Genomic DNA, 14,020 nt, shown 5'->3' on the forward strand with positions numbered 1-14,020 from the left:
TCAAAATCATGAAACTAAAAGTTTGTGGACTAAAAAATCCCGAAAATATAGAACAAATATCAAAACTTGATGTCGACTTTATGGGCTTTATCTTCTTTGAACGATCGAAGCGCTTTGTTGGTGCAAATCTAAACAGAAGCATGCTAAATAGAATTCCTAAACACATCAAAAAAGTCGCTGTGTTTGTTAACGAACGATCAGAGGATGTTTTATGGACACTAAAAGACTATGAATACAGTTTTGATTACATTCAATGTCATGGCGATGAAACACCTGACTGCTGCAAAGATTTAAGAAATTTGGGTTTTGGAATCATCAAAGCATTTCAGATAGATGCAGAATTTAATTTTGATCAACTGGAAGCCTATAAAGATGCCGTTGACTATTATTTATTCGACACCTCATCGAAACATTACGGAGGAAGTGGTCAGAAATTCGACTGGTCGCTTCTAAAAAAATACAAGGGCAACAAGCCATTCTTTTTAAGTGGAGGAATTAAACCCGAAGATGTGAGTCAAGTGCAGAACGTTTCTCACCCTCAACTTTTCGCCATTGATATTAATTCAGGTTTTGAAGATGAACCGGGCTTAAAAAACAGCAACTTAATCGAAACATTCAGCGAAGAACTAAAACATCATTCCTAACCAGAAACATCAAATAAAATGAACTATCAAATCGACAATAAAGGCTTCTATGGTAAATTTGGAGGCGCATACATTCCCGAACTATTACGAAAAAATGTAGATGAACTTCAAGCTGTTTATCTTGATATTTTAGAATCCGAAGATTTTAAAAACGAATACGCACGTCTGCTCGACAACTATGTAGGAAGACCAACCCCATTGACGTTTGCCAAAAATCTATCTTCAAAATATCAAACTCAGATTTATTTAAAACGAGAAGATCTGAATCATACAGGAGCACATAAAATCAATAATACAATCGGTCAGATTTTGCTGGCGAAGCATCTGGGTAAAAAACGAATTATTGCTGAAACGGGAGCAGGACAACACGGTGTTGCAACAGCAACAGTTTGTGCTCTTTTCGGATTGGAGTGTGTCGTGCATATGGGAGCTTTGGATGTGAAGAGACAAGCGCCTAATGTCGCGCGTATGAAGATGCTGGGAGCAACAGTTATCCCGGCTACCTCAGGCAATCAGACGTTGAAGGATGCAACCAACGAAGCCATTCGCGACTGGATCGCCAATCCACATTCGTTTTATCTTATTGGTTCGGTTGTAGGACCACATCCCTACCCCGATATTGTCAGTCGTTTGCAATCCATCATTTCTGAAGAAATCAGAGTACAACTGGAAAAGGAGCAGAATACCCCGAATCCGGATTATGTAATCGCCTGTGTGGGTGGCGGCAGCAATGCAGCTGGTGCATTCTATCATTTTTTGGATGAAAAAGCAGTAAAGCTTGTGGCTGTTGAAGCTGCCGGGAAAGGTATTGATTCATCTGAAACGGCAGCAACGATTACCATTGGAACCACAGGCTTTATTCATGGAAGTAAAACCTTACTTATGCAGGATGATGATGGTCAGATTATTGAACCCTATTCTATTTCGGCTGGTCTTGATTATCCTGGAGTTGGCCCAATACACGCGCATCTGGCTGAAACTGGTCGTGTAAATTATATTAGTGCAACTGATGATGAAGCCTTAAATGCCGCTAAAACATTAGCCCTGAACGAAGGTATCATCCCGGCACTTGAATCAGCACATGCATTGGCGGCACTCGACAAAATGCAATTCAAAAAAAATGATGTTGTCGTCGTGATTGTATCAGGTCGTGGCGACAAGGATATGGAAACATATATAACACATCTTTAAGTTAATAATTACGAATTTAGAATTATGAGTTAAAATGAAAAAACAAAATAACATACTCCGAATTCGCACAGAAACCATACTTCGACAACGCTCAGTAACCACCACATCATCTCATCATCAAATCAACTCATTATCCCATGAACAGAATAGACAATTTATTCCAAAATAAAAAGCAAGATATTTTATCCATCTATTTTCCTGCCGGATATCCGAACTTAAACGACACCGTATCCAATCTGGAATTGCTACAGAAAAATGGCGTCGATATGGTGGAAATTGGCATCCCCTTTTCCGATCCTCTAGCCGATGGATCTGCCATACAAGCTGCTTCGAAGCAAGCCTTAGACAATGGTATGACGCTCAGCCTGCTTTTTGAACAGCTTAGTTCTGTTCGAAAAACGGTTAGCATTCCCTTGCTGTTGATGGGGTATTGGAACACGATCTACCGCTATGGTGTAGATCTTTTCCTTCAGGATTGTCAAAAGGTGGGCATTGATGGACTTATCATCCCCGATCTGCCTTTGGAAGAGTTCGAAGAACATTACAAATCTGACTTTCACAAGTATGGCATCTATAATGTTCTATTGGCATGCCCGGAAACTGACGAAGCCCGCTTTAAAAACCTAGCCAATGCCAGTCAGGGTTTCCTTTATCTGGTCTCGTCATCGGCAACAACTGGTGGCAGCCTGAAAACAAGTGAAAAACAAAAAGACTATTTCAATCGAATTAAGATGATTGAGACACCAAGCCTTATCGGATTTGGCATTGCTAATAGGAATAATTTCGAATATGCCTGCCAATTTGCCAATGGTGCTATCGTAGGAACTGCCTTTATTAAAGCTTTAGAAAAAAATCAGGCACAAGAATTTATAAAAGACTTAATCTAAAAATTAAATTTAACAACAAAAAAGCGCAGTCATGAATTGCGCTTTTTAATTCCTTAAACTCAATATTAAAGTCGTTTTAAACGGATTTTAAAATCGCCATGTGGCATAATTTTCAGCCACAATCGTTCTATATATGCAAAGAGTTTTCTGAAAAAATCAGCATATAAAGTCAAATAGAAGAAAGCTGTTGTCAACCAAATAAATATGAGGTTGAACCAAAAAGTCTCTATGAAATAATTGCCAACACGTTTTTCTGCCGCATAAAAATGCGCGCGTCCCATTGTATTCTTAGGTGATTTAAACACCGGATCTTTTAACTGAACCAATTCATTTTTATACTCGGTCAGTTTATTCAATTCACGCTTATTAAGCACAACATTCTCTATTGCATTGTTATGATATTGCTGCTTAAAAGCAAACAGTTCCTCAAAACTACCATATTCTTCAAGCAAATTGTTGTAAACTTTATCCCGTTTTTTAGAAGCTCTCGAATAATAACCCCATGATAATTGCTGTAAATCATCCAACCATTGATTTATTGAGTCTGCATTCATAATTGAAATATCGCTGGAAAGGGCCTCAAGACCAGACAACTTAGAAAACTCATTTCGAAGCAATTTAAGTTCCTTCTCCTTTTCAGTCTTTGCTTTTACATGACGGAGATAAGCTTTATATCGCCTCGATAACTCAGGAATCAAAAAAGAGGCATTGTAAGAAGCTTCACTCATTTCTTTTTCCAAATCAAAAAACTGTTTCTCAAATTCATTCTGAGCAAACTGTTCAACCATTAAAGCCTCATATGCCCATCTTGAGGTCATCAAATCGCCACAAACGGGCACATATTTTTGAGTCGTAATGCTGGGATGCAACTTGTTGTAACTCACTATAACTCCCGAAAACAACAATTGAGGAACCAATATGAATGGAATGGAAACATAAACGGCCACGACCGAATTGAGAGAAGCAGAGAGATTTAAACCAATAAGATTTGCACAGGCAGACACCGTGTATAACATCAACCAATACTCGAAATTCAAGCCTTTAATTTCTAATATTGAATTGGCAATAATAACAAAAAAGAAACTTTGAATCGCCGAAATACCTAACATGACAAGTACCTTGGAATTAATATAACTCAAACGGCTTAAATTCAAAAAAGATTCACGTTTGATTATTCGCCTGTCGTGCAATATCTCCTCTGCCGATATAATCAAACCTAGAAAAAGGGCCACCACCACTGCCATAAAAATATAGGAGGGTAAATTTTCATTTTTTGCAAAAATATAGGCTGTAGGATCATCTTCGGTTCCGCTAATATACTTGGTGAAATAACCCAATATCACAGCTAGTAAAGGGGCTTCCAATAAGGTGATCATCATGTACTGAACGTTACTCAATTTCGCATTGATATCACGAGACAAGTAGATTTTCAGCTGTTGTAATCGTTCGGGAATTTTAAAATAGTTCTCAGGTAAATTTGTCTTTCTCTTAGGAGGGGCAATCTTCTTTTTGCTTTCAATTTCCTCCTTATATAAGGCATACCATTCCTCCGGATCGCGTTTACGCTTACGAATCTGTTTGCCATATTCGTTCATCATCTTAGTCTCAATAATTTTGAGAATTTGCTCAGAACTCACATTACCACAAGACAAACATTCACTTTCTTCAGCATTCACAAAGTGGCTCTGTGTTTTAAAATAAACGATGGCTTCAACCGGATTTCCTGAATAAATCACACGTCCTCCCTGATCCAGGATAATCAAAATATCCAACAACTTAAAAATATCTGAGGATGGCTGATGAATATTGCACATCACCAATCGACCTCTCAAAGTTTGACGCTTCAACAAAAGCATCACCTTTTCCGAGTCCATACTCGACAAACCTGAAGTCGGTTCATCAACAAAGAGAACTGAAGGGCGGCGCATCATTTCCAAAGCAATATTCAATCGCTTACGCTGACCTCCACTTAAAATCTTATTGATAGGATCGCCCACTTTTAAATCGCGCGCCTCAACCAAGTCGAACTTCTCCAGCGTATCTTCAATCAAATTGTTGATAGCTGTTTCAGTAATATTGTCGAAACACAGTTTTGCGTTATAATAAAGGTTTTCAACTACCGTAAGTTCTTCAAGCAATAAATCTTCCTGAGGTACATAACCAATAATTCCAGCAAGTTTTTCTTTCTCTTTGTGCAGATCGTAACCATTAATCCAGATATTCCCGGAATTCAATGGTAAATTTCCATTCAAAACATTCAGTAGTGTGGATTTTCCTGTTCCACTTCCCCCCATTATTCCAATCAATTGGCCGGATTCTGCTTGAAAACTAAATGGATGCACCCCATTATCGGTCCCCTTAAACTTAAACTCGATGTTCTTTGCAACAAAATTTATAAGTGAACGGTGCTTCCCTTCAATAAATTCAGAAACAATTTGAGAATAATAGATCGGGTCGATACGAGGCGAACGAATAACGGAACCAAAGGTGATAATATAACTTCTGTCAACCTTGATATTATGCCCATTCAGGAACAGGTTATATTCTCCAAAATACTTGATCAAATAGGTATTGGTACTCTTTATTCGAAGAACAAAAACACGACCTCGAAGTTTGGGTTCATAAATGTGTTTTACATTCTCCTCCTTGAAGTCCTCATTACTATCAATCAACAATATATGATCGTTGAATGGGATAGAATATTCATCTCCTAAAATAAACTGTTTGGCATAATCAAACTCTTCTTCAGAAACTTTAAATGCAATGGAAACTGTATGAACAAACTCAAGAATCTCTTCTCCTACAAATTCGGAATCATCAATAAATTCGAGCAACTGAAGCATGATCCAAACTTTTTGTTCCTGATCCACCTCTTCCAATAAACTCAAACAAACCTCTGTCAGCTGCTTATGCTTGGTCTGAATGTAATCCAAGCTTCCATTATCGTAATAAGATGCTTTTAAATAAGTGTCAAAATCGCTTAAATAACGTTTCTGCCATTCTTTATTGAATCTGGTTTCAAGGTAGTTAGCCACAACATCACGGGCAGCTAATTCAAAACCTTTTTTTTGCTCATCAACAATAATGGCAAACAATTTCATCAGAGCATTTAAAACAGATTCATTCATTCTTTGTATTTAGGGAGGTTTGGTTGATTTATTTGCAAGCGCTCTAATTTAAAAAATATAATAGAGATTTCTTACCTATAGACTTTAGGAATTTGCAAAGCTAAAGAAAAAACAGGGGCTTCATACACACCTAACTATCAAGTTAAATAGAAGCTTAGAATGCAAACGTTTCCATAAAATTATTTTATTTTTTTCTTGTCTGATAAAAAAATACGCCCTACATTGCACGCATCAAACAAGACAACATGACTGTATTAAATTCATATTTCTGGTTCTATTTTTACTTTATCAACTGATAGAGCGGAACCTGGTATGTAAATATTACAACAAAATATTTTAAAGGCTTCGCAAAATGCGAAGCCTTTTTTTTAACTCAAAATTCAACACATAAGGATGAATACATCAATATCATATAACTATTTCTTTTATTTCTGGTTCTTCTATTTTAGAAGCGATCCGAGACCGTATGACATCATCTGAACAAAAAATAACAGAATAGTATGCAAAGCGTCTCGGGTAAATCCTCGAGACGCTTTTTTATTAACCAAAATTTTAAAACCACTAGAATTCAATCTCCATGCAAATAGCAATACAAGGCGTAAAAGGTGCATTCCACGAGGTGGCAGCTCGAAATTATTTCGGAAATAATATCGAAATTCTGCCCAAACTTCATTTTTCTGACTTGGCCGAATCGGTTAAAAAAGGAGAATGTGATTTTGGCATAATGGCTGTGGAAAATACCATATCCGGAACCATACATGCCAATTTAAATTTGATACAGGAACACAAATTGGTTGTCTGCGGTGAAGAATATCTCCGTATCAAACAAAACCTGGTTGCAAAAAAAGCTTGTCGAATTGAGGACCTGACTGAAGTCCGATCTCACTATATGGCCATCAACCAGTCTCGTAATTTCTTTAAACAACACCCGAATATTCAGCTGATTGAATCGGTCGATACGGCATTAAGCATGAAAGAAATTGCTGAAAATAACCTCACGAATGTAGGAGCAATTGGTAGCCTATTGGCTGCAGAATATTACAACTTGGATGTTCTGGCAGAAAGTATCGAAACAAATCGTAAAAATTACACACGATTTTTGATTTTAAGACGGGATCATATCTGGAAAAAAACGACTAGTAACAAAGCATCACTGGCTCTGATTCTCGATAATCACCCGGGCAGCTTAGCCGAAATACTTTCAATTATCGCAGCATATCAAATTGACTTAAGCAAAATTGAATCGGTTCCCCTTGTTGGTGAACCCTGGCATTATCGATTCTATCTGGATGTTTTATTTGATAATAAACAAGATTATCAAAAAATGATCGCGGAAATTAAAAACAAACTCGATCAACTTGATATTCTTGGCGAATACACAAGTGGCAATCAGTCTTATTCAAAAATTCACAACAATGGCAATTAGAATCGCAAACAGATTATCTCAGGTTGAAGAATACTATTTCTCCAAAAAATTAGCCGAAGTCGAATCGCTTAAACAAGCAGGGGCTGACATTATTAATTTAGGTATTGGGAGTCCGGATATGCCTCCCCACCCCGATGTAAAAACCGAATTGGTTCATGCCTGCGATCAAACAGGAAGCAACCATTATCAATCTTACAGAGGTTTGGAAAGTTTTCGACGAGCCATTGCCAATTGGTATAAATCGATTTACGAGGTGCAATTAAACCCAGCCACACAAATTTTACCCTTAATGGGATCAAAGGAAGGCATTATGCACGTTTCAATGGCTTTTTGCAATCCTGGCGATACAGTACTCGTTCCAAATCCCTGTTACCCGGCTTACCTGTCGGCTTCAAAACTTTTAAATATAAACCTGAAGTTTTATCATTTAAAAGAAGAAAACAATTGGTTACCCGATATGGATGAGATTGAAAGCCTTTGTGATGAATCATGTCGTATGATCTGGACCAATTACCCACACATGCCTACAGGAGCAAACGGTAATATGGATGTTTTCAGGCAACTGGTTGAATTGGCAAAAAAGAAGAATATTCTGATTGTTAACGACAATCCCTACAGTTTAATATTGAATGACAAACCAGAGAGTTTATTACAGGTTGAAGGTGTTAGTGAATACGTTTTGGAGATGAACTCGTTGAGTAAATCGCACAATATGGCAGGCTTTAGGGTTGGAATGCTTTGCGGATCAGAAAAAAACATCAATCATGTTTTAAAAGTGAAAAGTAATTTCGATTCGGGCATGTATAAGCCTATTCAAATTGCGGCAAGCAAAGCTTTGGCCTTGGATTCCGACTGGTATCAGGAACTTAACAACAGCTATCAAAAGCGTAGGGCTCTGGTTTGGAAACTTGCTGACAAGCTGAATTGCCAATACAAAAAAGACAGTGTCGGGCTCTTTGTTTGGGCAAGAATTCCCGATCAATTTGATTCCGGAGAATCGTTTTCAGATCACCTGCTCTATCAGAAAAGTGTCTTTGCAACTCCGGGCATCGTATTTGGACAGGAAGGGAAAAAATATATCCGTTTTTCACTCTGTGCCACAGAAGAAAGTATACAACAAGCGATCAACAGATGCTAAAAAAGTTAAAAAGAAAAAATGAAAATAGGAATAATAGGTTTAGGATTAATAGGCGGATCGATTGCAACAGATCTGCGAAAACGCGGTTTTGCATCCCGAATATTGGGACATGATGCCAGCAAGCTTCATGCTGAAACAGCCCTGAAATTTGGCTTAATTGATTCACTTACATCTATGGATGAACTGATTAAGAAGAGTGAATTGATTATCATGGCCATTCCGGGAGATGCAACGCTCAAGTTACTCCCTAAGGTTTTGGATCAGGTCAGCACACAGGTTGTTTGCGATGTGGCTTCCATTAAGAATCAGATTTGTGAACGGGTGAAATACCATCAGAACCGAAAGCAATTTGTCGCGACCCATCCCATGGCAGGAACAGAACATTCGGGGCCATGGGCTGCAAAATCAGGCCTTTTCGATGGGAAAGCAAGTATTTTTTGCGATGCTGAAGACAGTGACGAAGCCTGTTTGCGTGTTGTTCATCAGATGTACGAATGCCTCAATATGCGTGTGCTGTACATGAGTGGATTCAATCATGATGTGCATGCCGCCTATGTATCACACATTTCACACATCAGTTCCTTTGCTTTGGCCTTAACGGTTCTGGAAAAAGAAAAAAATGAGAAAAACATTTTTGATTTGGCCAGTGGCGGTTTTGATTCGACTGTCCGATTAGCCAAGAGTGATGCTGAAATGTGGGCCCCTATTTTCAACCACAACGCCGACAATGTTTTAACGGTACTCAACACCTATATCGACAGTTTGAATCAATTTAAAACGGCTATCGAAAACAGAGATCGTGAGGGTTTAGTTTACATGATTACGAAAGCAAACCGAATAAAACGAGCACTCAGAGAATAAAACCACAGGTAAATTATCAATTCATATTTTAATTAGTGATGAAAAATTGCTAACTATCAGCCAAATTAGAGAAAAAGATGAAAAGTAAGTTAGATTTAAATAAGATTGAAAGACCATTAGTTATTGCAGGGCCGTGTAGTGCCGAAACCGAAGAGCAGGTTCTTAACTCAGCTCGTTTATTACAAAAAGAAGGGATTCAAATCTTCCGCGCAGGAATTTGGAAACCCCGTACACGTCCAAACTGTTTCGAAGGTGTTGGTAGTGAAGGATTGGAATGGTTGAAGACGGTTCAAAAGGAAACAGGTATGCAAACTGCTACCGAAGTTGCCAATGTCAAACACGTTTTCGAAGCGCTTAAATATGGTGTGGATATTTTATGGATTGGTGCCCGTACATCGGCGAATCCCTTTGCCATGCAAGAAATTGCTGACGCCTTAAAAGGAGTGGATATTCCTGTTTTGGTTAAAAATCCCGTAAACCCTGATGTCGAATTGTGGATAGGTGCTTTGGAACGATTGGAAAAAGCAGGCATCAAGCAGCTTGGTGCAATTCATCGTGGCTTCTCAAGCTACGAACACAGCATTTACAGAAACATCCCTCAATGGCAAATTCCCATCGAGCTGAAAAGACGCATGCCCAATATGCCAATCATTTGCGACCCAAGTCATATTTGTGGCAATCGGGTGCTTTTACAATCGGTCTCACAAAAAGCCATGGACCTCAACTTCGATGGTTTGATGATTGAAACACACCCCACCCCGGATCAGGCCTGGAGTGATGCTCAACAGCAAATCACACCCACGCAACTGACAGAACTTCTTTCGAGTTTGAAGTTACGTGTTGAACATCCGGATGGTATTTCGCTGGATACACTTGAGGATTTGAGATACAAAATTGACCAATACGATAATGAAATCATGGCTATTCTTCAGAAAAGAATGGAAGCTGCCAATAGTATTGGTCAATACAAAAAGGATAATAACATGACCATTCTGCAATCTGGACGTTGGGAAAGTATTTTGGAGAAACATTTGGCTCAATCCAAAGACACCAATCTGAGTGAGCGATTCATCAGTAAACTTTTTAAAGCGATTCACGAGGAATCAATAGCTCACCAAACAGAAGTCATGAATATAAAGAAATAGATTCCAATAAAAACAGAAAAGCGCCATTCAATTTGATTTTGAATGGCGCTTTCTTATTTCTTATTTCTTATTTCTTATGGTACTATCGTTTACAAATAAACCAGGGATTCAGTAAATCGGCCTTATTGTACTCTAACTCTTTATCCGAATCGAGCTGCTTAACAAAGCCACCCGCCACCGAAACAATCGCATGACCTGCGGCAATATCCCACTCCATGGTTGGTGCATAGCGCGGATACACATCAGCAGCGCCTTCGGCAATCAAACAAAGCTTTAACGAACTCCCTTTGGTCACCAAATCAACCTCGTTTCCATTATCTTTTAAAGACTCTATAAACAAACGTGTTTCCTCATTCATATGCGATCGGGACCCCACGACTTTTATGCTTGATCGCTCTTGCTCAATGGGTAATTGCACTGAATCAGCAATCAACTTGTCCAATAAATTTGTTTCATTCTCAACAGCATCGCAACGGAACGAACCCAAAAGCTCATCGGCAAAATAGATTTGTTTATATACCGGTACATAAATCACACCGGCAACTGCTTTCCCATCCACAACCAAAGCCACATTCACGGTAAATTCATCGTTGCGCTTGATAAATTCTTTGGTTCCATCAAGCGGATCCACAATCCAACAGGCTTTCCAGTCTTTACGTTCTTCATAAGGCAAATGTGTGCCCTCTTCACTCAAAATTGGAATTTCAAATTGATCCAAAACCGAAACAATGGCATGATGTGCTCTCTGATCTGCAATGGTCAACGGACTATCATCCGATTTTAATTGCACATTAAAATCATCTGACTGATAAACGTCCAATATCTCTTTCCCTGCTTTTATGCAAGCCTCAATGGCTGCACTTAAAAGCTGCTTCCTATATTCTTTACTCATCTCTATCGTAATCTAAAATTTACTGGAAGCGTATATCCAACTTTAACTGGTTTCCCGTCCAATTTGCCCGCACTCCAGTTGGCCATTTCCGACACCACTCTCAAAGCTTCTTCATTAAATAAAGAATGTTGAGATTTTTTAATATAAGCACCAATGACTTTTCCATCAATATCAACCACAAAGCTAACAAAAACTCTACCTTCAACACCTTTCATTCTTGCCTCCTCAGGATATTTAATATTCGTTGAAAAATATTTCATCAAATTGATCATGCCGCCCGGAAATTCAGGCATAACATCAACCTCGTCAAAAATATTATCAATATAAGGCTCCCCATTTTCGAGCCAATTTTTATTCATTAAAACCTGGTTGTTTTTATACTTACTTATACTTGCCAATCTTCCTGAGGAATAGTACTCCTTAACCTGTCCTTCCCAATAAGTAACTAAAAGTGTTCTTGATAATCCTTCTGCGATAATTTTTCCACTTTCATTATAATCTTTAATCAGATACCCCTTATTAAAATGCTTGTATTTTCGATAGATCATTTTTTTTGAATAATCATCCTTAATCTTAACCAAAGAATCATTTTCAAGGTAAATCACTCGCTTCTCATGGGATTGCTCCCAAATATTATCTGATTTAATGTATGAATCTACTTTAAATTCATTCTTCTTTTTTTTCTTAATCTCAATATATCGAGTCGCATCTTCCTTTCCTATAGCTGGCTTATTATTTGCCTTATAATAAATTGTTGTATCGTTTTGAGTATATCCAAATTGGAATAGAAAGACAAAAGCAACAAGAAAGAAAAACGACTTCATAAATGTTTAATAATTATTAGACTAAAATTTCAGTAAGCACTGTTAATAAAAATAGATATAGGAAAGAATGCTTACACAAACCACCATATAGATAAGGGTTAAAGGGAAACCAATTTTAAAGAAATCGCCAAATTTATAACTTCCCGGACCATAAACCATCAGGTTGGTTTGGTAACCAATAGGTGTCATAAAATTGGCCGCTGCAGCAAAAGCAACAATCAAAACAAAAGGTTCCGGATTAAGGTGCAGGTGCAATGCCATACTCAATGAGATTGGAAAGATAATGGCAACGGCAGCCTTATTGGTGACATAAGCCGCTAAAACGGTTGTTATTAAATAAATACCAAAGAGTATCCCAACCTTACCCAAAGGCAAGAATACGGAAATCAACAGGTCGGCAACCATTTCAGCAAGGCCGGATTTGATCATCGCAGTGCCAAAAGCCAGCGAAAGGGCAATAATCATAGCCAGGTTAAAATCGATACTGGCGGCAATATCCTTAGGGTTAGTGATTTTTAAAGCCAAAATCACAATAATCATCACAATTAAAGTCATGAACAGGGGCACGATATTACAAGCCGATAAAATCACAGCCAGAATCGTTCCACCCAACAACAAACCAATCTTGTAGTTCTCCTGTTTGCGGAATTCTTTCACTTTCGAAATAAAGTAGAAATCCTGAACGCGTTGTGTTCTGGCCGTAAAATCATCCCCCCCCAATAAAAGCAGAACATCACCGGCACGAACTTTTACATCGCCAATTTTGCCGGACATACGCTCGCCATTGCGGTGTATAGCAATAACAGCGGCGTCATATTTCCCTCGGAAATTGGCTTCTTTTACCGTCTTAGAAATCAGAGTAGAATTATGCGAAACCACAATTTCAACCACCTCTAATTGTTTTTTATGGCTCAACATGCCAACCGTTGGCAAGGTCAGCCCTTTGTTTGCAAGAATCAAATCGGCAATGGTCTCGGTAGCTCCAGCAAAAAACAGACAATCGCCTTCAGCCAGAATAAACTCCGGTGAAACGGCGGCAATCTTCGAGCCATTCCTCTTAATTTGAAACAAATATAAGCCCTGAAGGTTACGCAGATTTGCCTCACCAATGGTTTTTCCATTCAAATCAGATCCCGGACGAACATGAGCCTCAACAATATACTGACGTGAATTTTCGGAGAATTTATCCAAAGTGTCAGCATTATCAGGTAAGAGTTTTTTCCCCACAAACAAAATGTAAATCGATCCGATAATCATCATGGGGACACCTACATAAGCAAAATCAAACATATCCAAGGACTCTAAGCCTGGGATGATATTCTGATCCACCACCATACCATTTACAATCAGGTTAGTCGAGGTTCCAATCAGGGTGATACATCCCCCTAAAATGGCGGAATATGAGAGGGGTATTAAAAGTTTGGATGGGGATATTTTATTGCGTTTACTCCACGAATGCACATAGGGCATCATCACGGCAACCAAAGGCGTATTATTCAGAAAAGCAGAGAATCCTCCCACCAGAAGCATCATTCTCCCCATAAATTGACGGTAAGTTTTTGCCCTTCGAAAAACCTTATCAAAAAGGTTCTCAACAATTCCCAAATCGCGGATAATATCACCAATCAGTAGAAGCATCAGAATGACAACAACCTGATCGTTGGCAAATCCACCCATGATCTCAGAAGGCGTCAGCACCCCAAAAATTCCCAACACGACAATGCCAATCAGAAAAGTAAATGCAGGCCCGACCCATTCCTTGTAAAAGGACAGAATTATAAATATTAAAACAATTGATACGACAATGGCATCAAAACTGAGCATATAGTAGAATTTATAGTATCGCTTCTTAAAAGCTTCAAATGAACGAATTAAGCGCAGAAT

Annotated in this window: 11 protein-coding genes; 7 read left to right on the forward strand and 4 right to left on the reverse strand. The window is 38.5% G+C overall.

The window, feature by feature from the left end; genetic code table 11:
• Positions 1 to 8 precede the first annotated feature (8 nt).
• From EO244_RS10130 to trpA, 3 genes are all read left to right on the forward strand, one after another.
• The gene (locus tag EO244_RS10130; RefSeq protein ID WP_129254560.1) at positions 9 to 644 is read left to right on the forward strand and encodes a phosphoribosylanthranilate isomerase; all 636 of its coding nucleotides are present in this window, start codon (positions 9 to 11) and stop codon (positions 642 to 644) included.
• Between the two features lie 18 nt (positions 645 to 662).
• Positions 663 to 1,835 carry a tryptophan synthase subunit beta gene (gene trpB / locus EO244_RS10135; protein ID WP_129254561.1) on the forward strand — a complete coding sequence of 391 codons (1,173 nt, stop codon included), beginning with the start codon at positions 663 to 665 and terminating at the stop codon, positions 1,833 to 1,835.
• A 137-nt stretch (positions 1,836 to 1,972) separates the two neighbouring features.
• Positions 1,973 to 2,722 (forward strand): tryptophan synthase subunit alpha, encoded by a 750-nt coding sequence (trpA, locus tag EO244_RS10140; RefSeq protein ID WP_129254562.1) that lies wholly within the window; start codon positions 1,973 to 1,975, stop codon positions 2,720 to 2,722.
• Between the two features lie 65 nt (positions 2,723 to 2,787).
• Here the strand turns inward: trpA and EO244_RS10145 are convergent, their stop codons facing one another.
• On the reverse strand, positions 2,788 to 5,850 hold the full coding sequence (locus tag EO244_RS10145; RefSeq protein WP_129254563.1) for an ATP-binding cassette domain-containing protein: 3,063 nt from the start codon (positions 5,848 to 5,850) through the stop codon (positions 2,788 to 2,790).
• A gap of 577 nt (positions 5,851 to 6,427) precedes the next feature.
• Here EO244_RS10145 and EO244_RS10150 point away from each other — a divergent pair.
• The 4 genes from EO244_RS10150 to EO244_RS10165 all read left to right on the forward strand — a co-directional run bounded on the left by EO244_RS10150 (position 6,428) and on the right by EO244_RS10165 (position 10,420).
• The gene (locus EO244_RS10150; protein ID WP_129254564.1) at positions 6,428 to 7,276 is read left to right on the forward strand and encodes a prephenate dehydratase; all 849 of its coding nucleotides are present in this window, start codon (positions 6,428 to 6,430) and stop codon (positions 7,274 to 7,276) included.
• A complete protein-coding gene (locus tag EO244_RS10155; RefSeq protein ID WP_129254565.1) occupies positions 7,266 to 8,414 on the forward strand; it encodes a pyridoxal phosphate-dependent aminotransferase in 1,149 nt (382 codons plus the stop codon). The genes EO244_RS10150 and EO244_RS10155 overlap by 11 nt, the downstream gene beginning before the upstream one ends.
• A gap of 18 nt (positions 8,415 to 8,432) precedes the next feature.
• A complete protein-coding gene (locus EO244_RS10160) occupies positions 8,433 to 9,275 on the forward strand; it encodes a prephenate dehydrogenase (RefSeq protein WP_129254566.1) in 843 nt (280 codons plus the stop codon).
• A 77-nt stretch (positions 9,276 to 9,352) separates the two neighbouring features.
• Positions 9,353 to 10,420 (forward strand): bifunctional 3-deoxy-7-phosphoheptulonate synthase/chorismate mutase type II, encoded by a 1,068-nt coding sequence (locus tag EO244_RS10165; RefSeq protein WP_129254567.1) that lies wholly within the window; start codon positions 9,353 to 9,355, stop codon positions 10,418 to 10,420.
• Positions 10,421 to 10,502: 82 nt separating this feature from the next.
• Here EO244_RS10165 and cysQ read toward each other — a convergent pair whose 3' ends face one another.
• Genes cysQ through EO244_RS10180 form a run of 3 tightly spaced genes read right to left on the reverse strand, consistent with a single transcriptional unit; the run spans position 10,503 to position 13,960 of the window.
• Positions 10,503 to 11,312, reverse strand: coding sequence for a 3'(2'),5'-bisphosphate nucleotidase CysQ (gene cysQ, locus EO244_RS10170; protein ID WP_129254568.1), 810 nt, complete (start codon positions 11,310 to 11,312; stop codon positions 10,503 to 10,505).
• A 2-nt stretch (positions 11,313 to 11,314) separates the two neighbouring features.
• Positions 11,315 to 12,136: an energy transducer TonB gene (locus EO244_RS10175; RefSeq protein ID WP_129254569.1), complete on the reverse strand. Its 822-nt coding sequence runs from the start codon at positions 12,134 to 12,136 to the stop codon at positions 11,315 to 11,317.
• 42 nt (positions 12,137 to 12,178) lie between these two features.
• Positions 12,179 to 13,960, reverse strand: coding sequence for an SLC13 family permease (locus EO244_RS10180; protein WP_129254570.1), 1,782 nt, complete (start codon positions 13,958 to 13,960; stop codon positions 12,179 to 12,181).
• Positions 13,961 to 14,020 lie beyond the last annotated feature (60 nt).

Source organism: Ancylomarina salipaludis (assembly GCF_004122035.1).
Lineage (GTDB): Bacteria > Bacteroidota > Bacteroidia > Bacteroidales > Marinifilaceae > Ancylomarina > Ancylomarina salipaludis.